Below are 20,061 nucleotides of genomic sequence, written 5' to 3' on the forward strand. Positions count from 1 at the left end.
CGGTCGATCGGTCGATCGAGGACACCCGTCAGTCGTTGGCGTAGATATCGACGTCCTTGGTTTCCTTGATGAACAGCGTGCCGATCACGAAGGTCACGAGCGCGATCACGATCGGGTACCAGAGGCCGGAGTAGATGTCCCCCTTGGCGGCCACGATGGCGAAGGCGGTTGCCGGCAGGAAGCCGCCGAACCAGCCATTGCCGATGTGATACGGCAGCGACATCGACGTGTAGCGAATGCGCGTCGGGAACAGTTCCACCAGCATTGCCGCAATCGGACCGTACACCATCGTCACGAAGATCACCAGAATCGCCAGCAGGACCACGATCATCGGCTTGTTCATCTGGGCCGGGTCAGCCTTCGGCGGATAACCGTCGGCCTTGAGCGTGGCCGCCATGTTCGCCTCGAAAGCCTTGACCTGATCCTTGGCGTCCGCAGCCTTGCCATCCACCGACGCGATGACCTTGTCGCCGATCTTCACCGTCGCCATGGTGCCCGCCGGGGCGGTCTCGTTGTGATAGTTCAGGCCCGCGCGCGAAAGGAAGCTCTTCGCAATGTCGCACGAACTGGTGAACTTCGACGTACCCACCGGGTTGAACTGGAACGAGCACTCGTTCGGATCCGCGATCACCGTGATCGGCGAGCGCGCCGTCGCCGCTTCGAGGGCCGGGTTCGCATAGTGCGTCAGTGCCTTGAAGATCGGGAAGTACAGCAGTGCCGCGAGCAGGCAGCCGGCCATGATGATCGGCTTGCGACCGATCTTGTCCGACAGCGCCCCGAAGAACACGAAGAACGGGCTGCCGATCAACAGGCCCAGCGCCACCATGATGTTCGCGGTGTTGCCGTCGACCTTGAGGACCTGCGTCATGAAGAACAGCGCGTAGAACTGGCCCGTGTACCAGACCACGGCCTGACCGGCGGTCAGACCCACCAGCGCCAGAATCACGATCTTCAGGTTCTTCCACTCGCCGAACGACTCCTTGAGCGGCGCCTTCGACGCCTTGCCCTCGGCCTTCATGCGCTGGAATGCCGGCGACTCGCTCAATTGCAGACGAATCCACAGCGAGATCAACAAGAGCACGATCGACAGCACGAACGGCACGCGCCAGCCCCAGTCGGCAAACGCTTCCTCGCCCATGATCATGCGGGTGCCCAGAATCACGAGCAGCGACAGGAAGAGACCCAGCGTGGCCGTCGTCTGAATCCACGACGTGTAGAAGCCGCGACGGCCGTGCGGTGCGTGCTCCGCAACGTACGTGGCAGCACCACCATACTCGCCGCCGAGCGCAAGACCCTGCAGCAGGCGCATGGCGATGAAGATCACCGGAGCGGCGATGCCCCACGAGGCATAGCCCGGCAGCAGACCGACCACCAGCGTCGACAGACCCATCAGCGTGATGGTCACGAGGAACGTGTACTTACGCCCCACCAGATCGCCGATCCGGCCGAACACGATCGCGCCGAACGGACGCACCGCGAAACCTGCCGCAAACGACAGCAGCGTGAAAATGAACGCCGCCGTGGGGTTGATGCCGGAGAAGAATTGCTTGCTGATGAAGGCGGCCAACGAACCGGCCAGGTAAAAGTCGTACCACTCGAACACCGTGCCCAGCGACGACGCAAAGATGACCTTTCTTTCTTCTGCGGTCATCGGCGCGTGGGAGGTGGCTGTCGTTGCAGTAGCCATGCGGTTGTCTCCTGTAATGTAAGCACGCCCCTGGGACGCACCCGGGCCGTTGCAACTGATTATTGGAGCGCAACCTTACCGCCGTCTGACGCCAAACTGACTCGAAGCTTACGCCGCTAGGGAATTACCCTCGGCTTTCGCATGAAATTGAACGTATTTCGCGTGTTTTCGTCACGCATGAGGGTTTTCGATAGGCCCATCGGCGAGCGGTAACGTGACCCGGATGAGCGTGCCGGTCGCTTCGGGATGCTGCGCATCGACATGGTCGAGTACGCTCACGTCGCCGCGATGGATCTGCACGATCTCGCGCACGATCGCCAACCCCAGACCGCTGCCGTCACTGTCGCTGCCAAGAATTCGATAGAAGCGTTCGAACACGCGCGGGCGTTCCGTCGAAGGAATGCCGGGCCCCGTATCTTCGACCTCGAGATGAACGAAGCCATCGGACGCTTCATGCCGCAGACGCACCGTCACCTTGCCGCCAACGGGCGTATAGCGGATCGCGTTGTCGATCAGGTTGTTGAGCATCTCGCGCAGCATCACGGGCTGGCCCGACAGATGCACCGGGAACGGCGGCTCCTCGAAACCCAGATCGATGCGCTTGGCAAAGGCGGCCTGAAACCAGTCCTGCATCGCGCTGCGGGCCAGCAGGCTGAGGTTGACCGGCGTGAACGCGGCGGCGTCGTTCGCGCTGTTCTCCGCCCGCGCGAGCGCGAGCAACTGGTTGACGAGCCGCGCGGCCTGCTCGGAGCTCACCGCGATTTGCGAGAGAGAGCGACGCAGCTCATCCGGCGAGGTCTGGCGCAATGCCAGTTCGGCCTGCATGCGCAGCCCGGCGAGCGGTGTCTTGAGTTGATGCGCGGCGTCGGCAATGAAACGTTGCTGCAGCTTCATGTTCTGTTCGAGACGTTCGAGCAGATCGTTGAGCGAATTGACGAGGGGCGCGATCTCCGGGGGCGCCTGGCGTGCCTCGAGCGGCGACAGGTCGTCGGGGCGCCGGGCGCGAATGTGTTCCTGCAACGCATGCAACGGCGCGAGGCCGCGCGACAGGCCGAACCAGACGAGCACGATCGCCAGCGGCAGGATCACGAACTGCGGCAGGATCACGCCCTTGATGATTTCGTTGGCCAACTGACTCCGCTTGTCGAGCGTCTCCGCCACCTGTACGAGCGCCATGCTGCCGGGCGGCGCCATGCGCGGCAGGTCGACATAGGTAAAGGCCACGCGAATGTCGTTGCCTCCCACGGTTTCGTCGCGGAACTGGACCACGCCGGGTTGCGGACGGTCGTCTTCGTGCGGCAGCGGCAGCTCGGCGGTTCCGGCGACGAGTTCTCCCTTGGCACCGAGCACCTGGAAGTAGACGTTGTCCGTGGTGTCGGCGCGCAGCAGATCGCGCGCGGGCATGGGTAGCGTCAGCGTGACCTGGCCGCGATCGGTGTGCACCTGCTGGGCGAGGACGTAGGTATTGGTCTCGAGCGCCCGATCGAACGGGCCGTTGGCAATCGATTTCGCAACGAGATACGTCACGGCGATGCTCATCGGCCAGAGCAGCAGCAGCGGCGCGAGCATCCAGTCGAGAATTTCGCCGAACAGCGAGCGCGGCGGCGGCTCGGCTTCGCGCTCGAGCGGTGCGCCGAATCCCGGGCGCACGAAGGGATCGGCGTAGGGGTCGAAGGGATCGGCGGCCTCGGGCGCAGACACGTCGTGGTCGGGCGTTGCCTTGTCGCGGCGGGCGGATGCGCGCGGCGCGCCGTGGGACGTCGCGTCCGGGGTCGCTTGCGCGGTGCGATTGGAATGGCGGAAGCTCAGGCGCATCGGACAGGAGAACGAAAGGAGGCGAGACCGAAACCGGGGCCGAAACCGGAAAGGGGAGCCACACCGGGATCGCGGGGATTCGTCGCGGGCCCCGCCGCGCCGGGGACGCGGCAACGCCATACACGTCCTTTCCGTCGAGACCGCACCACGGTCGTCAGGCGGCGGTGGCGGGCGCGGTGGCCGGCTTCTCCAGACAATACCCCAGCCCGCGGATCGTGGCGATACGCACGCCGCTCGGCTCGATTTTCTTGCGCAGCCGGTGCATGTACACCTCGATGGCGTTGTTGCTCACCTCCTCACCCCAGCCGCAAAGGTGATCGACGAGTTGCTCCTTGGAGACGAGTCGGCCTGTACGCAGCAGCAATACCTCGAGCAATTCGAGCTCGCGCGCGGACAGGTCGAGCATCTGCTCATTGATATAGGCGGTGCGCCCGACCTGATCGAAACTGAGCGGCCCGTGACGGATGACGGTCGAGCCGCCGCCGGCACCGCGTCGCGTGAGCGCGCGCACGCGAGCTTCGAGCTCGGCCAGCGCGAACGGCTTCGCCATGTAGTCGTCGGCGCCGAGATCGAGACCTTTGACGCGCGCATCGACACTGTCGGATGCCGTCAGGATCAGCACGGGCAAATGGGAATTGCGGGCACGCAAGCGACGCAGCACTTCGTGACCGGGCAGGCGGGGCAGGCCGAGATCGAGAATCAGCAGATCGAACGTCTGGGCGGAGAGTGCGGAGTCGGCCTCGAGCCCGGTCTTGACGTGATCGACGGCGTAGCCCCCCTGGCGCAGTGAGCGGGTCAGGGCGTCGGCCAGAATGCTGTCATCCTCTGCGATGAGAATTCGCATGGGCGTGATAGGCTGGTTTAGGCACCGGCGCCTGACGGCAGCGGTGTGTCTCCTGTGATGTTGCGGCGCGTGGTTCGCGGCTTTTTTTGTCGTTTCGGCGTTTTCGGACAACAGGGGCTTGCAAATAGCACTGGTTTTTTATACAGTACCGGCAATCACGCGTCACTCGAGCCGTCTCGCTCATCATATCAAAGGACGATTCATGGAAGAAAGCAAGAAAGGGTCTGCCAATCTGTCGGCCGAGAAAGGCAAGGCGCTTGCCGCCGCCCTCGCGCAGATCGAGAAGCAATTCGGCAAGGGCTCGATCATGCGTCTGGGCGACGGCGAGGTCGAAGCGGACATCCAGGTCGTCTCGACCGGCTCGCTGGGGCTGGACATCGCGCTCGGCGTCGGCGGCCTGCCGCGCGGCCGCGTGATCGAAATCTACGGCCCGGAATCGTCGGGGAAAACCACGCTCACGCTGCAGGTCGTTGCCGAAATGCAGAAGATCGGCGGCACGTGCGCGTTCATCGACGCGGAGCACGCGCTCGACGTCGGCTACGCCAGCAAGCTGGGCGTCTCGGTGCCGGATCTGCTGATCTCGCAGCCGGACACGGGCGAGCAGGCACTGGAGATCGCCGACGCCCTGGTGCGTTCGGGCTCCATCGACCTCATCATCATCGACTCGGTGGCGGCACTGGTGCCCAAGGCCGAAATCGAAGGTGAAATGGGCGATTCGTTGCCGGGTCTGCAGGCGCGTCTGATGTCGCAGGCGCTGCGCAAGCTGACCGGCACGATCAAGCGCACGAACTGCACGGTGATCTTCATCAACCAGATTCGCATGAAGATCGGTGTGATGTTCGGCAACCCGGAAACGACCACGGGCGGTAACGCGCTGAAGTTCTACTCGTCGGTGCGTCTGGATATCCGCCGTATCGGTTCGATCAAGAAGGGTGACGAGGTGGTCGGCAACGAAACCCGCGTCAAGGTCGTGAAGAACAAGGTCTCGCCGCCGTTCCGCGAGGCAATTTTCGACATCCTCTACGGCCAGGGCATTTCGCGCGAAGGCGAGATCATCGATCTGGGCGTGAATGCAAAGATCGTCGAAAAGGCCGGTGCCTGGTACAGCTACAACGGCGAGAAGATCGGTCAGGGCAAGGACAACGCGCGCGAGTTCCTGCGCGAGAATCCGGATATCGCCCATGAGATCGAGAACAAGGTCCGCGCATCGCTTGGCGTGACCGCGATCAACGAGACCGGCGAGATCGAAGCAGACGAGGCCTAATCCTCCTCAGTCGAAACGGCAACGCGACGCCACATGGCTTCGCGTTGCCGTTTTTGTTTTCTGACTGCGTTCGCGCGATTTGCGCCACGATGAGCTCATGATTCAGCGACGTCCTCCCCGAGATCCGAACGCTGCGCCGCCGCCCGGCGACGAAGCCGTTGCGGCAAAGCCGTCGCGCAAACCCGTGCTGAGCCTCAAGGGGCGCGCGCTGTCTTACCTCGCGCGTCGCGAATACAGCCGTGCGGAGTTGCGTCGCAAGCTGGCGCCTTATGCCGATGCGGAAGATCCCGAAGCACTCGATCGCCTGCTCGACAGCCTCGAGCACGAGCGCTGGCTATCCAATGAGCGGTTCGCGGAAAGCGTGGTGAACCGACGCGCGTCGCGCCTGGGGACGACGCGTATCGTGGGCGAGCTCAAGCAACATCAGGTCGATCCCGAGACGGTCGCCACGCTCACCGAGCAGCTCCGCGCCACGGAACTCGCCCGCGCCCGCGCCGTATGGCAAAAAAAGTTCGGTGAAGTCGCCACCACCCCGGAAGCGCGGGCCAAGCAGATGCGGTTTCTGGCTGCACGGGGCTTTTCAAGTACCGTTATCAGCAAAATCGTGCGTGGCGCCGACGAGTTTTCGGACGACGCCTGACGCGCATACCTTCGCTTTCGTCATGAATCGATGGCGATTCATCGGCATTTATCGGCAACAGGCGCGTGCGGTGCATTGCTTCACAACCCGCATGAACGCTGACATGACGACGACATGAAACTCGCGTGACGCGTCGTGCCTCGCTTATCGCGATATGGCGTTGCACCATGCGTGCGTCTCCCCATCAATTTTGATAAACCGACCGACGGGTCGGCGAATTCCCCCTTATGCAGCGGGCGTCTGCTGCACTGCGGCAGGACACGCCGCTGCCTATGCTAGAATCAAGATCTTTCCGCGTTCATGCATTGCACACTCTCGCATGCCGCTCTCTGAGCCCGCCCCTCGTACCCTGCGTCACCGCCGCACGATCGCTGTCGAAGCGTATTCGCGCGACGACGGCCTATGGGACATTGAAGCCTGCCTGACCGACCACAAGGATCGGGACTTTGCATTGGCGACGGGGCTTCGCAAGGAGGGCACGCCGATTCACGAGCTCTGGCTGCGTGTCACGATCGACGAGAATTTCGAGGTGCGTGACGCCGAAGCCGTCTCCGATTGGGTGCCATATCCCGGCATTTGCGACCGGATCGGCCCGGATTACCGTCAGTTGATTGGCCTGAACCTGCGACGCGGCTTTCGCCATGCGGTTCGCGAGCGCCTTGGCGGCGCGGCGGGTTGTACGCATCTGACCGAACTTTGCAGTGTCCTGCCCACGGCAGCGATTCAGGCCTTTGCCGGCGTGGTGATTCACACGCCCGACACGGCGCTCAAGGCCGCCAATGACGCGCAGGCGTCGGCCCCTCCTTTCCAACTCGGACATTGTCACGCCCTTCGGTTTGATGGCGAGGCAGTGCGCCGGTTTTACCCGCGCTGGTTCAACGGCCGCGCAAACGATCGAGCGAACGAGCCCACGACGCCCGTCACAACAGAAGCGGTGCGCGATGGTGCCTCGACTCGCAAGCTCGAACCCAAACTTCCAACTCAGCAAGAAGGGAATCACGCATGAAGATTCATGAGTATCAAGGCAAGGAAATCCTCCGGAAATTCGGAGTCGCGGTGCCCCGCGGCATTCCGGCGTTTTCCGTGGACGAGGCCGTTAAGGCAGCCGAAGAACTCGGCGGTCCGGTTTGGGTGGTCAAGGCCCAGATTCACGCAGGCGGTCGCGGCAAGGGCGGCGGCGTGAAGGTTGCCAAGTCGATCGAGCAAGTGCGCGAATACGCCGGCCAGATCCTCGGCATGCAACTGGTCACGCATCAGACCGGTCCGGAAGGCCAGAAGGTCAATCGCCTGCTGATCGAAGAAGGCGCCGATATCAAGAATGAACTGTACGTCAGCCTGGTGGTCGACCGCGTCACGCAGAAGATCGTGCTGATGGGTTCGAGCGAAGGCGGCATGGACATCGAAGAAGTCGCCGAAAAGCACCCGGAACTGATCCACAAGGTCATCGTCGAGCCGTCGGTCGGCCTGACCGATGCCCAGGCCGACGACCTGGCCAAGAAGATCGGCATCCCCGACGCTTCGATCCCGCAAGCCCGCACGATCCTGCAGGGTCTGTACAAGGCCTTCTGGGAAACGGACGCCTCGCTGGCCGAAATCAACCCGCTGAACGTGAGCAGCAACGGCACGGTCACCGCGCTGGACGCCAAGTTCAACTTCGACTCGAACGCCCTGTACCGTCACCCGGAAATCGTGGCCTACCGCGATCTGGATGAAGAAGATCCGGCCGAAGTCGAAGCCTCGAAGTTCGACCTGGCCTACATCTCGCTCGACGGCAACATCGGCTGCCTGGTGAACGGCGCCGGCCTGGCCATGGCCACGATGGACACCATCAAGCTGTTCGGCGGCGAGCCGGCGAACTTCCTGGACGTGGGCGGTGGCGCCACGACGGAGAAGGTCACCGAAGCGTTCAAGATCATGCTGAAGAACCCGAACCTGACCGCCATTCTGGTCAACATCTTCGGCGGCATCATGCGTTGCGATGTGATCGCCGAAGGCGTGATCGCAGCCTCGAAGGCCGTCTCCCTGAAGGTGCCGCTGGTCGTGCGCATGAAGGGCACGAACGAGGACCTGGGCAAGAAGATGCTCGCCGAATCCGGCCTGCCGATCATTTCTGCGGACAGCATGGAAGAAGCTGCCCAGAAGGTTGTCGCGGCCGCCGCAGGCAAGTAACCAGAACAGTCGAAGCCTGACGCGGTGCGCCGCCCCGAGGGGTGAGCGTACGCCGGGCAACCAGACGAAGGAAATCAAGCAATGTCGATTCTGATCAACAAAGACACCAAGGTCATCACCCAGGGTATCACTGGCAAAACCGGCCAGTTCCATACCCGCATGTGCCGCGAATACGCGAACGGCAAGAACGCGTTCGTCGCCGGCGTGAACCCGAAGAAGGCCGGCGAAGACTTCGAAGGCATTCCCATTTTCGGTTCGGTCAAGGACGCCAAGGCGCAAACCGGCGCCACCGTGTCGGTGATTTACGTGCCGCCCGCGGGTGCCGCCGCCGCCATCTGGGAAGCCGTCGAGGCCGATCTGGACCTGGCGATCTGCATCACGGAAGGGATTCCCGTTCGCGACATGATCGAAGTGAAGGACCGCATGCGTCGCGAAGGTCGTAAGACCCTGCTCCTCGGCCCGAACTGCCCGGGCGTGATCACGCCGGACGAGCTGAAGATCGGCATCATGCCGGGTCACATCCACAAGAAGGGTCGCATCGGCGTGGTCTCGCGCTCGGGCACCCTGACGTACGAAGCCGTCGGTCAGTTGACCGCGCTGGGTCTGGGTCAGTCGAGCGCCGTCGGTATCGGTGGCGATCCGATCAACGGTCTGAAGCACATCGACGTCATGAAGATGTTCAACGACGATCCGGAAACGGACGCCGTGATCATGATCGGTGAAATCGGCGGTCCGGACGAAGCCAATGCCGCCGAGTGGATCAAGGACAACATGAAGAAGCCGGTCGTCGGCTTCATCGCAGGCGTGACGGCGCCTCCGGGCAAGCGCATGGGCCACGCTGGCGCGCTGATCTCGGGCGGCGCCGATACGGCCGAAGCCAAGCTGGAAATCATGGATGCCTGCGGTATCAAGGTGACCCGCAACCCGTCGGAAATGGGCCGTCTGCTCAAGTCGATCCTGTAATTTCCGCTGGATGACCGAAGCGCGCTTGCCGGAAACCGGCAGCCGCGCCGCCGGTCAGGAAAAAGGGAGCCCGGAGCATCGGGCTCCCTTTTTTGCTTTGGCGTTTTTCAGACGGCACGCGGAATTTACGTGAGCCGTTTGGCCGGCGCTGTGCGCCGCATGGGGCGCATCCGTTTTATTCGTTCCCGAGGAAAATCTCGCAATGCTTGAGTTTTTTGCCGAGCTGAACTGGGCCGCGGTCCTGCAGATCATCATGATCGACATCCTGCTGGGTGGCGACAACGCCGTGGTGATCGCGCTCGCCTGCCGCAACCTGCCGGCCAAACAACGACTGCAAGGCATTGTCTGGGGCACCGCCGGCGCGATCGTGCTGCGCGTGGTGCTGATCGCGTTCGCCGTGACACTGCTCGCCGTGCCGTATCTCAAGGCATTGGGGGGCCTGCTGCTGCTCTGGATCGGTATCAAGCTGCTGGTGCCCGACCCCGATGCCCATGACAGCGTGAAGCCCGCCGACAAGCTGTGGACGGCGGTGAAGACCATCATCGTCGCCGATCTCGTCATGAGCATCGACAACGTAATCGCCATTGCCGGTGCCGCCGAAGGCGCGGCGGGGCATCACCAGTTGCCGCTGGTCATCTTCGGGCTGCTCGTGAGCATTCCGCTCATCGTCTGGGGCTCGCAACTGGTGCTCAAGGCGCTCGACCGCTTTCCGTTCATCGTCCTCGTCGGCGCCGCGCTGCTCGGCTGGATCGCCGGCGGGTTGATCGTCTCCGACCCCGGCATCGGTCATCTGCTCCGCCTGTCGGGCGACGCCGGCGAATACACCCACTACGTGGGGGCCACCGTCGGCGCCGCGCTGGTGGTGATCGTGGGCCTCGCACTCAAACGTCGCAGCGAGGCTCGCCAGGCGCGTGCAACCTCTTCGGAATAATCGGGTCCATTTCGAATTCGCCGGTTCTTGTGGCGGATGTTCCGGGAGAATCTCGTCCGATCCAGACGACAATTCGGACGAATCGTCCTGTCTTTGGATAAGACGATTCTGACCGTCCACGCGGCGCCGCCCGATTTGATCTGTGGCAGGGCGCCGGCCGACGGGGGTATGGCATACTCCGCCCACTTCCCCCCCGAAGTCCCTTTTGTTTTCATTGCTTTCGCAGGGAGTTACACAATGCGTCGTTTCGGCCACCGGACCACCGGTCTCGCCAAATCCCGGGGATTCACCCTGATCGAGCTGATGATCGTGCTGGCGATCATCGGCGTGTTGGTCACGGCAGGGGTTCCGTATCTGCAAAACTATCTGGTGCGTGCGCGTGTCGTCGAGGGACTGGGCGCGGCCGCGTCGGCCAAGGCGCTCGTGAGCGAGAACGCCATGCACGGCGCCCCGTTCAATAGCGGTTGGCAAGCGCCGAGTGCGACCGACAACGTGAACGCCGTGACCATCGACTCGGTGAGCGGCAACGTCACGGTCGCCTACACCCAGCGCGCTGGCGACGGTGCTCTGGTGCTGGTGCCCACGAGCGCCGGTCCCGACGGCAAGCCCATGGCGCTGACGGTCGGCAAGGCGCCTGAAGGCCAGATCGTATGGACGTGTTACGCACAAGGTCGCGAGGGCGCACCCGGCGGTGCCACGCTGCCCGCGAAGCTCGCGCCTCCCGAGTGCCGTGGCGCGGCGACCCAGCGGGGCGCCTGACGAACGGGTAAATGGCTGCCCCCGGGCGGCCATTTTTCGTTATGCTTGCGCATCTTCCAACCGGTGCATCGCACGGCGGCGATCTTGTTTCCTCCTCTGCTTCTATCGTTGATCGGGCTCACGCTCGCCCTGATCTGGGCTTTGCCCTATAACCTCGTCAAGCACACGTACCCGATCTCCACTTTTTACTCGGAGTCGCTGGCCTTTTCGTTGTTTGCTTGCCTAGGCGTGCTGTCGATGATTGCCGTATGGCAACGCGACGCACGCGCCTTGCGCATGCCGCGCGTGAGCTGGATGCCGCTCGCGTTCGTGGCGGTGATTCTCGTGCAGCGCGCCATCATGCCGACCGAGCTGCCGCAATTGATGCTGACGGCGCTGCTCTATGGCGTGGGCATGATCGTCGCGGTCAGTACCGGATTCTGGCTGGCGCAGTTGGGTTGGCGCGGTGTGCTCATGCGCTGGAGTGCGGCCGCGCTCACGCTTGGCGGGTTGTACGCGGTGGGAGCGCAACTGGTGCAGGCGTTTCATCTCGAGGCGCATGTGCCGTGGCTGGTCGCCAGGTACACCGTGACGGTTGCGCGGCGCCTGTTCGGCAACATGTACCAGCCGAATCATCTGGCGACGTATCTGTCGCTCGCCAGCGCCGGCGCGTTCTACCTGTGGTATCAGCGCAAGTTGCCCGCATGGGCCTGGGTGCTCGTTTGCGCGGCGTTCGACATCGGTATCTGCCTGACCGGCTCGCGCACGCCGTGGCTGCAACTGACTTTGCTCTCGGCGTTCGGTGCGTGGATGGTATGGGCTGAGCGGACGGATCCGGCGCGCCCGATGCGCCGCTCCATGCGATGGTTCGTGCCGGTGGCGATCCTGCCGCTGCTCGCGCTTATGACGATGTTCGTCGGCTGGGCCAACGTGGCGTGGGGATGGCAGCTCGACGGCAGCGCCGTCGCACGCATGCATCAAGCGGGGCAGGTGACCGGGCGACTGAACCTCTGGGAATACGGATTCGCGATTTTCCGGGAGCACTGGTGGCTGGGGGCCGGTTGGTCGAACTATATCGATGCACAGTTCGCCCTGGTCGACAAGCTCGGTCCGGTGGAAATGGCGGACAACGCCCATAACGTGCTGCTCGACCTGCTCGCGAAGACCGGCATCGTCGGCACGCTGGCGGTGCTCGTGCCCCTCGCGTTCTGGTTCGCGCGCGCCGTGCGCGAGATCCGCAATGCGCCGATCGCGCTCGCATTCGTGCTGCTCGGCATGCTGGCCATCCACGCGATGCTCGAATATCCACAGCATTACGCGTTCTTCCTGCTGCCCGCGCTGTTCCTGCTGGGGCTGTGCGACACCCGGGCGATCGACAGTGTCTCGCCGACCGCGACGGCGGCCATCAACGGCGTGATCGTGCTTTTCGCGTGTGTGGCGATTCCGTGGCTGATCGGTGACTACCAGCGTGTCGAAGTCGCCTATCGGGCGGGCAAGATCGATACGTACCGCACCGATCCGGCGCTGTTCTTCGCGCCGTACGGCGACTATGCGGTCACCGGCGCGCTGTATCTCGATCGCGACCGTCTGGACGAGAAGCTGGCCGCGCACCGTGAGGCGCTGGCCTTGGGCGCGGGGCCCACGATGATCAAGCGCTACATCGTGTTGCTCGCGCTCGCGGGGCGCGATGACGAGGCGCTGCGCGACATTCAGCGGCTGAAGAACTACAACTCGGCGATCTTTCCGGGACAATATGCCGCGCTGATTCGCATGTTGCGCGAGCAGGGCGACGATCTGAAGCCGTTCGTCAAACGGGTGATCGAGGTGTGGGGACGCCCGAAGGGCCAGTCGGGCGACGCGAGCGACGATGCCTGAGCGCGATGCGGGATGCCCCCTGTCGTGATTCCCCCTGCGCCCAGGCCCTCAGGCCCTCAGGCGCCGGGTGCGGCGCCTTCTTCCGGTTCGTTCTCGTCGCCGCGCGCCCAGAAGAAGCGGTCGGGAAAGTGGCGTCCCATTCCGGGGCGGAACGCATTCTCGAGCACCTGTTGCAGATATTCCTGCGCTTCGCGCACGGCTTCCGGGACTGCCAGGCCGTTCGCAAGCATGGCGGTAACGGCGGCGGCGAGCGTGTCGATGGCGCCAGCCACGTTATGCGCAGGGCGGTCCCACGCGTCTTCGCGGATGATGCCGCCGTCCGAATATAGCGTGTGGGTGAATTGCGGCGCGTTGTTGTCGCTCACGAGCACGAACTCGCAGCCGTTTTCCAGCAGGACCGATACCGCTTCGTCGAGCGACAGACTCTCGTTTTCCGTGATCGTCTGCGCGAGCGACACCGCGCTGGCCGGATTCACGACCAGCACACTGGCTTGCGGCACGAGCAGGCTGGCCGTCGCCTCGCGCAGCTCGTCGGCCGAGAGCAGGTGCTCGCCGGCCAGCCCGAAGTCGGGCGCGACCACGAGCGGCGTCTCGTCGTAGTCGGCCACGATCTCGGCAATGGCCGCCACGTTTTCGGCGTTCACCGCGCTGCCGACCTTGAAGGCTGCCACCGGCATGTCTTCGAGCAGCATGCGCGCCTGGTCGGCGATCCAGTCCGGGTCGATCGGTTGCACTTCGTCGCAGGTGCGCGAGTCCTGCGACGAATAGCCGGTCAGCACCGAGACGCCATAGCCGCCCATGCTCGCAAAGGTGAGCAGGTCGGCTTGGACGCCGGTCGCCGAAGTGGGATCGGCCAGGCCGAAGGTCAGCAGAATGGGAGGGGATTCGATGTGCATGGAGGCAGGATAGACGGCGATCTGGTCAGGCTTGGGGTTCGTTGGTACCATCACGCCTTAAATGCCCGTTTCGGAGCGCTGGCAAGCGCCGTGGGCCTGACCCGCCGGACAATGCACCGGCAGGGTTCCCACAACACCGCGCGACCTCGTCGCCGGGACCCGAAGCGGTTGACAAGCCATTGTAACGGAACGCCCGTCGCTGAAGAAAGCATGGAATACAAGAGCTGGATGTGCCTCATTTGTGGTTGGATTTACGACGAAGAGGCCGGACTGCCCGACGAGGGCATCGCACCCGGAACGCGTTGGGAAGACGTGCCCATCAACTGGACCTGTCCCGAGTGCGGCGCGCGCAAGGAAGATTTCGAGATGGTGCAGATCTGAGGACGCACCGAGACCGGCCGCACGCCCAGGAGATGGCCCATGGTGACGCCGCAATCGCCGTCCGAAACGTCGGGTATGTCCGACAAGCCCGACACGTCTGACACGTCTGATACGTCTGATACGTCTGATACGTCGGACACGCCCGACCGCTTCGATACGTCTGATACCTTCGGCATGTCCGCCATGTCCCGTACACCGGACGTCGCCAACACGCCTGACGTTCCCGAGAACGCCGTCGTCGTCGCCGCCGCCGCCGGTTCGCCAGCGCGGGAGGCGCGCGACCTGCCGCTGTGGCGGCTGCCCGAGGTGGCTGACGCCCTGACCGAGGCGTCCGACGCCTGGTCGAACGGCCCCGCGGCGGCGCTCGGGCCGCTGCGGCGCGCCAACCGTTTGCTCCAGTCCAGCGGCCATGCCGACTGGGCGTTGCAGGGCGAGCGGCTCGTTCAGGCGATCGCGGAGGCGGCCTACGGGCAGCCGGGCGCGCAGGACTCCGCGCAGCGCAACGCATTGCGTCAGTTCGAGCGCGCTATCTGGCAGGCGGGCGTGGCGCCCGTAGTGTCTCCCGGCACGGGCGACGCTGGCGCCGTTGCCGAAACCTGGCCGGGTGCGCCCACACCCGGCGAGCTTCGCATGGCGGGCTGGGCGATCGCTCAGCCGCGATTGCACGGGCTGCCGGCGGGCACCGCGCCCCTGCGGGCGGACGTCGAGCGTGTGCTGCTGCGGCTGCTGCGTCCCGATGCGGACGTCGTCGATACCACGGCGGCGCTGGGCCAGTTGGCCGATCTGGCCGCCGATTTGCACCGCGCGGGTGCGACGGCGCCCCTCGATTACTGGCGGCTCGCCGCTGCATGGCTGCGTTTCGCGCGCGCTCCGCTCAGTCTGGCCGACAAGCGGCAGATCGGGCGCATGAACATGGCACTGCGCAAGCAGTTGGCGCGCCCTGCCGTCACGGGCGACACGTCGCCGGGCAGTGCCATCGCAGCGTCCGAGGCTCGCCAAGGCGGCAAGGCATCGGCCGATGCGATTCCCGGTCACGATCTGCTCGAGGCGCTGGCAACGTGGCACGCGCAGGCGCCCGACAGCTGGCTCGGCACGTTATTGGCCGATTTCGGCGTGCTGCGCCGTCCGGGTCATCTTCCCGAGCCGTTGGCCGATGCCGCGCAAGCGGCGCAAAAACAGGGCGTGGGCAACAGTTCGCGCGATTGGCTGCGTATCGGACCGCTCGCAGTGCGTCAGGACGTGTGCCAGACCTACCTGAGCTTGGCGGACGAGGCGCTTCCGAATCTGAACGATCCGGCGGTCGCGGCGAAGGTTGCCGAATACTCGGCAGCCATCGGGCTGGCGCCCGTTGCGCGGCTTGCGGCCGCGGTGGCCGCCACCGGCGAACGCCTGGCGGCGTCGCCCCCGGCGGAGCCGGGCGGCCCGGCGGCGCTGGCGATGACGGTCAAGGCGTTGCGCGGCATGCTGCATCAGTTTGCCGCGGATACCTACCCCGAAGCACGCCCCGATCTGATTGCCGAAATGGCGATGTGGCGCGAACGTGCGCTGGACGCCAGCGTGTTCGGACAGAGGCTCGTCACCGGGCGCGACGTTCCGTGATAAAGTCGGCGCAAAGGCTGCCGTTGGCGGCCGATGGCCGTACCACGATGCGGAAAAAGTTCGTCTGCTGACCCGCCGCGGCCCGCGGCACCGGACGGCAGACCGTCAAACAGGTTCCGACAAACTCTGGCCCTATGCCGAACGACCGTATCAATCTCACGAATCAGTTTCTCATCGCCATGCCGGGCATGGCCGATCCGACCTTTTCCGGCACTGTCGTCTATCTGTGCGAGCACAGCGAGAAGGGGGCGATCGGGCTGGTCATCAACCGTCCCACCGACATCGACCTGCAATCGCTCTTCGAGCGGCTCGACCTCAAGCTCGAAATCGATCCGCTGGCCCATCAGCCGGTGTTCTTCGGCGGCCCGGTGCAGACCGAGCGCGGCTTCGTGCTGCATGAGGCCACGGGCGCGTCGTACAGTTCGTCGCTGTCGGTGCCGGGCGGTCTGGAGATGACGACGTCCAAGGACGTGCTCGAAGCCGTGGCCAACGGGCAGGGGCCGAACCGTTTCCTGCTCACGCTGGGGCATTCGGGCTGGAGCGCCGGGCAACTGGAAGACGAAATCAGCCGCAACGGCTGGCTCACGGTGGCGGCCGATCCGGGCATCGTGTTCGACGTCCCGCCCGCCGAGCGCTTCGACGCCGCGCTGGCGTTGCTTGGCGTGACGTCGTCGATGCTCTCCGCCGACGCGGGTCACGCATGACGGCTGGCAGCGCCACGGTGCTCGCCTTCGATTACGGCGAGCGCCGGATCGGCGTGGCGATCGGCAATCTCCTGTTGCGCGAGGCCCGCGCGCTCACTGTCGTGGCCAATCTCAACCGCGAAGTCCGGTTTGCCGAGATGGGCAAACTCATTACCGAGTGGCAACCCGAGCGCATCGTGGTCGGGCTGCCATGCCATCCCGACGGCACTCCGCACGAAATGACGCAGCAGGCCAAACGCTTCGGCAATCAGCTCAACGGACGGTTCGGCGTGCCCGTATTCTGGGTCGACGAACGTTATTCCTCGGTGGCGGCCGCCGCGGCGCTGGCCGAAGCCGGCGTCAAGGTGTCGCAGAAGACATCGCTCGATGCCGAGGCCGCCCGCATCATCCTCCAACAGTATTTCGACGAGCATGTGCCTGCCTGATTCCCGCCTGGAGCGTGCGCATGGCTAACGGCATGCTCGGCCGACGCGGTCACCCGCAACTCAATCGAAACGGCGAACTGAAGCATCTGCTCACGGTCGAGGGCCTGCCCCGCGCCGTGCTCATGCATATCCTCGACACGGCCACGCAGTTCGTCGGCGTGAACGATGCCGACGTCAAGAAAGTGCCGCTGCTGCGCGGCAAATCGGTCTTCAACCTGTTCTTCGAAAACTCGACGCGTACGCGCACCACGTTCGAGATCGCGGCTGCGCGGCTCTCGGCGGATGTGCTGAATCTGAACATCAACGCGTCGTCGACGAGCAAGGGCGAGACGCTGCTCGACACCATCGGCAATCTGTCGGCCATGCATGCGGACCTGTTCGTCGTGCGTCACGCGCAATCGGGGGCACCGTACCTGATCGCCGAACACTGCGCGCCGCACGTACACGTGATCAACGCGGGCGACGGCCGTCACGCGCATCCGACGCAGGGCCTGCTCGACATGTACACGATTCGCCATCACAAGGGCGAATTCCAGAACCTGACGGTCGCGATCGTCGGCGACATCCTGCATTCGCGAGTGGCGCGATCGGATATTCATGCGCTCACCACCCTGGGCGTGCCCGAAGTCCGCGCCATCGGTCCGCGTACGCTGCTGCCCGAGGGGCTCGAGCAGCTTGGCGTGCGCGTGTTTCACGATATGGACGAAGGGCTGCGCGACGTGGACGTGATCATCATGCTGCGTTTGCAGAACGAGCGCATGAGCGGCGCGTTGCTGCCGTCCGCTGCCGAATATTTCCGTTACTACGGGCTGACGCCCGAGCGCCTGGCGCTGGCCAGGCCCGACGCCATCGTGATGCACCCGGGCCCAATGAACCGGGGCGTGGAGATCGATTCGGCGGTCGCCGACGGGCCGCAGTCGGTCATTCTCGAGCAAGTGTCGTTCGGCATCGCCGTGCGCATGGCGGTGATGAGCATCGTTGCCGCAAACCACGGGTGAACGCGCCATGAAACTGCATGTGAAGGGGGGCCGCGTCATCGATCCCGCGACGCGGACCGATCAGAAGCACGACATTTTCATCGCCGACGGAGCCGTCGCGTCGATGGGGGCGCCGCCAGCCGATTTCACGGCCGATCGCGTCATCGATGCGACGGGATGTGTCGTGATGCCCGGGCTGGTCGATCTGGCCGCACGGGGTGTCACCACGGCGCGCGAGGCCGTGGCGGCGCTCGCGGGCGGCGTCACGCGCACGGTCTGCCCGCCCGATACCGACCCGGTGCTCGACGAACCGGACCTCGTCGAAATGCTGCAACTGCGCACGGGCGCCGCCCATCGGTCGCACGCGCATCCGCGAGTGCATCCCTTGGGGGCGCTCACGATCGGGCTCGCCGGACGTGAGCTCACCGAGATGGCGCAACTCGCCCGGGCCGGGTGTATTGGCCTGTCACAGGCGAACGCGCCGGTCGCCGACAACCGGACCTTGCTGCGCGCATTGCAGTACGCGGGGACTTTCGGCCTGACAATCTGGCTGCGTGCGCAGGACGCGGCGCTGGCCGAGGGCGGCGTGGCCGCCAGCGGAGCGGTGGCGTCGCGGCTCGGCCTGGCGGGCATCCCTGTCGCGGCGGAGACGATCGCGCTTCATACCATTCTCGAACTCGTGCGGGTGACCGGCACGCGCGTGCATCTGTGCCGCCTGTCGTCCGCCGCCGGGATTGCACTCGTGCGCGCAGCCAAGGCCGAAGGGTTGCCGGTGACGTGCGACATTGCCGCCCATCATCTTCACCTGACGGACATGGACATCGGGTATTTCGACGCCCAGTACCGGCTCGATCCGCCGCTGCGCTCGCAACGCGATCGCGACGCGCTGCGCGACGCCGCGCGTGACGGTACCGTCGATGCCATTTGCTCGGACCACACGCCGCTTGGCGCCGACGCGCGTCTCGTGCCATTCGCGCAGGCGCTGCCCGGTGCGAGCGGGCTCGAGCTGCTACTGTCGCTGGTGGTGAAATGGGCGGACGAGGCACGCGTGCCGTGGGTCGATGCGTTGGCGCGAGTTACGCATGGGCCGGCACAGCGGCTGGCCGCGGTGGCCCCGGGCGCCGGACGGCTCGCTCCCGGTCTGCCGGCCGATCTGTGCGTCTTCGCCCCGTCGGAGCACTGGACCGTGTCCGCGCAGCAGATGCGCAGTCGCGGTCACAACACCCCATTCTTGGGATACGAATTGCCGGGGCGTGTACGCCTCACGCTGGTCGGTGGCCGCGTGGCGTACGAAAGTCCCACCGTCTAGGATGCGATTGCCGTGCTGTTGATCAAGAAACTACGTCTGGGGCTGCATCTTGCGCGTGGCCTGCTGGTGGCACTGCTGATCTTTCCGTTCCTGTCGGAAGCGGCGAAGCATCGCCGCATCCGCCTGTGGTCGCAAAAGCTGCTGAGACTGTGCGGCATGCGTCTCGAAGTCGAGCAGCACGCGCCCCTGCCCGAATCCGGGGTGATGCTGCTGTGCAATCACGTGTCGTGGATCGACATTTTCGCGATCAATGCGTGGCGTCCGGTTCGCTTCGTGGCCAAGGCGGAGATTCGCCACTGGCCGTTGGTGGGCTGGCTGTGCGTGCAGACGCGGACCATCTTTCTGCAGCGCGAACGCCGCGCGGACGCGCGCCGCATCATGCATTACCTCTCGGACTGTCTGCGCGACGGGGACATCATCACGGTGTTTCCGGAGGGCACGACCACCGACGGACGCAGCCTTCTACCGTTCCATGCCAATCTGCTTCAGGCGCCGGTCACGACCGGCAAGCCGGTGCAGCCGCTGTGCCTGTTCTATGCGGATGAGGCGAGTGGGCGTCACACCATGGCGCCGGCATATATTGGCGAGACGAGCCTGATCGAGTCGATCGACATGATTCTGCGCGCCCCGCCCATGACGGTGCGCCTTTCGGTGGGGGCGCCGCAATATCCGCAGGAAGGACAGCATCGGCGAGCGTTTGCGCTGGGTGCCCAGAAGGCGGTCGGCGAGGCGCTGCAGGCGTTTCTGCCCGAAGCCGTGCTGCCGGCCAACGGGTCGGTCGGATCGCGCGATGCGGCGTTCGACGGCGAAGCGGGTGACTCAGCCGAGGCAGTGCGCATCTGAC

19 protein-coding genes are annotated in these 20,061 nt (G+C 64.8%); 15 read left to right on the top strand and 4 right to left on the bottom strand.

What is annotated here, in order from left to right:
- Positions 1 to 28: 28 nt before the first annotated feature.
- From W930_RS0113985 to W930_RS27400, 3 genes are all read right to left on the bottom strand, one after another.
- Positions 29 to 1,687 carry an MFS transporter gene (locus W930_RS0113985; RefSeq protein WP_023594261.1) on the bottom strand — a complete coding sequence of 553 codons (1,659 nt, stop codon included), beginning with the start codon at positions 1,685 to 1,687 and terminating at the stop codon, positions 29 to 31.
- A 171-nt stretch (positions 1,688 to 1,858) separates the two neighbouring features.
- Positions 1,859 to 3,502, bottom strand: a complete 1,644-nt coding sequence (locus W930_RS0113990) for a sensor histidine kinase (protein ID WP_023872301.1) — start codon at positions 3,500 to 3,502, stop codon at positions 1,859 to 1,861.
- A 154-nt stretch (positions 3,503 to 3,656) separates the two neighbouring features.
- Positions 3,657 to 4,346, bottom strand: coding sequence for a response regulator transcription factor (locus W930_RS27400; protein WP_023594262.1), 690 nt, complete (start codon positions 4,344 to 4,346; stop codon positions 3,657 to 3,659).
- 202 nt (positions 4,347 to 4,548) lie between these two features.
- Here W930_RS27400 and recA point away from each other — a divergent pair, with 202 nt between their 5' ends.
- The 8 genes from recA to W930_RS0114040 all read left to right on the top strand — a co-directional run bounded on the left by recA (position 4,549) and on the right by W930_RS0114040 (position 12,926).
- Positions 4,549 to 5,610 (top strand): recombinase RecA, encoded by a 1,062-nt coding sequence (gene recA / locus W930_RS0114000; RefSeq protein WP_023594263.1) that lies wholly within the window; start codon positions 4,549 to 4,551, stop codon positions 5,608 to 5,610.
- 97 nt (positions 5,611 to 5,707) lie between these two features.
- Positions 5,708 to 6,250 carry a recombination regulator RecX gene (recX, locus tag W930_RS0114005; protein WP_023872300.1) on the top strand — a complete coding sequence of 181 codons (543 nt, stop codon included), beginning with the start codon at positions 5,708 to 5,710 and terminating at the stop codon, positions 6,248 to 6,250.
- A 319-nt stretch (positions 6,251 to 6,569) separates the two neighbouring features.
- Positions 6,570 to 7,256 carry a DUF2889 domain-containing protein gene (locus W930_RS0114015; protein ID WP_023594265.1) on the top strand — a complete coding sequence of 229 codons (687 nt, stop codon included), beginning with the start codon at positions 6,570 to 6,572 and terminating at the stop codon, positions 7,254 to 7,256.
- Positions 7,253 to 8,419, top strand: a complete 1,167-nt coding sequence (gene sucC, locus W930_RS0114020) for an ADP-forming succinate--CoA ligase subunit beta (protein ID WP_023594266.1) — start codon at positions 7,253 to 7,255, stop codon at positions 8,417 to 8,419. Before W930_RS0114015 ends, sucC begins: the two co-directional genes overlap by 4 nt.
- An 81-nt stretch (positions 8,420 to 8,500) precedes the next feature.
- Positions 8,501 to 9,382, top strand: a complete 882-nt coding sequence (gene sucD / locus W930_RS0114025; RefSeq protein ID WP_023594267.1) for a succinate--CoA ligase subunit alpha — start codon at positions 8,501 to 8,503, stop codon at positions 9,380 to 9,382.
- Positions 9,383 to 9,584: 202 nt separating this feature from the next.
- Positions 9,585 to 10,313, top strand: coding sequence for a TerC family protein (locus tag W930_RS0114030; RefSeq protein ID WP_023872298.1), 729 nt, complete (start codon positions 9,585 to 9,587; stop codon positions 10,311 to 10,313).
- Positions 10,314 to 10,550: 237 nt separating this feature from the next.
- Positions 10,551 to 11,072 carry a pilin gene (locus tag W930_RS0114035; RefSeq protein WP_023594269.1) on the top strand — a complete coding sequence of 174 codons (522 nt, stop codon included), beginning with the start codon at positions 10,551 to 10,553 and terminating at the stop codon, positions 11,070 to 11,072.
- Positions 11,073 to 11,156: 84 nt separating this feature from the next.
- Complete coding sequence (locus W930_RS0114040; RefSeq protein WP_145864533.1) at positions 11,157 to 12,926, top strand: O-antigen ligase family protein; 1,770 nt, start codon at positions 11,157 to 11,159, stop codon at positions 12,924 to 12,926.
- 56 nt (positions 12,927 to 12,982) lie between these two features.
- Here W930_RS0114040 and W930_RS0114045 read toward each other — a convergent pair whose 3' ends face one another.
- Entirely contained in the window at positions 12,983 to 13,822 is an 840-nt protein-coding gene (locus W930_RS0114045) for a bifunctional hydroxymethylpyrimidine kinase/phosphomethylpyrimidine kinase (protein ID WP_023872296.1), read from the bottom strand.
- A 210-nt stretch (positions 13,823 to 14,032) separates the two neighbouring features.
- Here W930_RS0114045 and W930_RS0114050 point away from each other — a divergent pair, with 210 nt between their 5' ends.
- The 7 genes from W930_RS0114050 (at position 14,033) to W930_RS0114080 (ending at position 20,060) form a co-directional block, all read left to right on the top strand.
- Positions 14,033 to 14,203 (top strand): rubredoxin, encoded by a 171-nt coding sequence (locus W930_RS0114050; protein WP_006400971.1) that lies wholly within the window; start codon positions 14,033 to 14,035, stop codon positions 14,201 to 14,203.
- A gap of 39 nt (positions 14,204 to 14,242) precedes the next feature.
- Positions 14,243 to 15,802, top strand: coding sequence for a hypothetical protein (locus W930_RS0114055; protein WP_023872295.1), 1,560 nt, complete (start codon positions 14,243 to 14,245; stop codon positions 15,800 to 15,802).
- 134 nt (positions 15,803 to 15,936) lie between these two features.
- On the top strand, positions 15,937 to 16,506 hold the full coding sequence (locus W930_RS0114060; protein WP_023594273.1) for a YqgE/AlgH family protein: 570 nt from the start codon (positions 15,937 to 15,939) through the stop codon (positions 16,504 to 16,506).
- The gene (gene ruvX / locus W930_RS0114065) at positions 16,503 to 16,931 is read left to right on the top strand and encodes a Holliday junction resolvase RuvX (protein WP_023594274.1); all 429 of its coding nucleotides are present in this window, start codon (positions 16,503 to 16,505) and stop codon (positions 16,929 to 16,931) included. The genes W930_RS0114060 and ruvX overlap by 4 nt, the downstream gene beginning before the upstream one ends.
- 20 nt (positions 16,932 to 16,951) lie before the next feature.
- On the top strand, positions 16,952 to 17,929 hold the full coding sequence (locus W930_RS0114070) for an aspartate carbamoyltransferase catalytic subunit (RefSeq protein ID WP_023594275.1): 978 nt from the start codon (positions 16,952 to 16,954) through the stop codon (positions 17,927 to 17,929).
- A gap of 7 nt (positions 17,930 to 17,936) precedes the next feature.
- Positions 17,937 to 19,217 (top strand): dihydroorotase, encoded by a 1,281-nt coding sequence (locus W930_RS0114075; RefSeq protein ID WP_023872291.1) that lies wholly within the window; start codon positions 17,937 to 17,939, stop codon positions 19,215 to 19,217.
- 12 nt (positions 19,218 to 19,229) lie between these two features.
- The gene (locus W930_RS0114080) at positions 19,230 to 20,060 is read left to right on the top strand and encodes a 1-acyl-sn-glycerol-3-phosphate acyltransferase (RefSeq protein ID WP_023594277.1); all 831 of its coding nucleotides are present in this window, start codon (positions 19,230 to 19,232) and stop codon (positions 20,058 to 20,060) included.
- Position 20,061 lies beyond the last annotated feature (1 nt).

This window comes from Pandoraea sp. E26 (genome assembly GCF_000681415.1).
In the GTDB taxonomy this organism is placed as follows: Bacteria; Pseudomonadota; Gammaproteobacteria; order Burkholderiales; family Burkholderiaceae; genus Pandoraea; species Pandoraea pnomenusa.

Excerpts from the sequence above, each read along its gene's own strand:
- W930_RS0113985 (WP_023594261.1), bottom strand. The coding sequence starts at position 1,687 with ATGGCTACTGCAACGACAGCCACCTCCCACGCGCCGATGACCGCAGAA.
- W930_RS0113990 (WP_023872301.1), bottom strand. The coding sequence starts at position 3,502 with ATGCGCCTGAGCTTCCGCCATTCCAATCGCACCGCGCAAGCGACCCCG.
- W930_RS27400 (WP_023594262.1), bottom strand. The coding sequence starts at position 4,346 with ATGCGAATTCTCATCGCAGAGGATGACAGCATTCTGGCCGACGCCCTG.
- recA (WP_023594263.1), top strand. The coding sequence starts at position 4,549 with ATGGAAGAAAGCAAGAAAGGGTCTGCCAATCTGTCGGCCGAGAAAGGC.
- recX (WP_023872300.1), top strand. The coding sequence starts at position 5,708 with ATGATTCAGCGACGTCCTCCCCGAGATCCGAACGCTGCGCCGCCGCCC.
- W930_RS0114015 (WP_023594265.1), top strand. The coding sequence starts at position 6,570 with ATGCCGCTCTCTGAGCCCGCCCCTCGTACCCTGCGTCACCGCCGCACG.
- sucC (WP_023594266.1), top strand. The coding sequence starts at position 7,253 with ATGAAGATTCATGAGTATCAAGGCAAGGAAATCCTCCGGAAATTCGGA.
- sucD (WP_023594267.1), top strand. The coding sequence starts at position 8,501 with ATGTCGATTCTGATCAACAAAGACACCAAGGTCATCACCCAGGGTATC.
- W930_RS0114030 (WP_023872298.1), top strand. The coding sequence starts at position 9,585 with ATGCTTGAGTTTTTTGCCGAGCTGAACTGGGCCGCGGTCCTGCAGATC.
- W930_RS0114035 (WP_023594269.1), top strand. The coding sequence starts at position 10,551 with ATGCGTCGTTTCGGCCACCGGACCACCGGTCTCGCCAAATCCCGGGGA.
- W930_RS0114045 (WP_023872296.1), bottom strand. The coding sequence starts at position 13,822 with ATGCACATCGAATCCCCTCCCATTCTGCTGACCTTCGGCCTGGCCGAT.
- W930_RS0114050 (WP_006400971.1), top strand. The coding sequence starts at position 14,033 with ATGGAATACAAGAGCTGGATGTGCCTCATTTGTGGTTGGATTTACGAC.
- W930_RS0114055 (WP_023872295.1), top strand. The coding sequence starts at position 14,243 with ATGGTGACGCCGCAATCGCCGTCCGAAACGTCGGGTATGTCCGACAAG.
- W930_RS0114060 (WP_023594273.1), top strand. The coding sequence starts at position 15,937 with ATGCCGAACGACCGTATCAATCTCACGAATCAGTTTCTCATCGCCATG.
- ruvX (WP_023594274.1), top strand. The coding sequence starts at position 16,503 with ATGACGGCTGGCAGCGCCACGGTGCTCGCCTTCGATTACGGCGAGCGC.
- W930_RS0114070 (WP_023594275.1), top strand. The coding sequence starts at position 16,952 with ATGGCTAACGGCATGCTCGGCCGACGCGGTCACCCGCAACTCAATCGA.
- W930_RS0114075 (WP_023872291.1), top strand. The coding sequence starts at position 17,937 with ATGAAACTGCATGTGAAGGGGGGCCGCGTCATCGATCCCGCGACGCGG.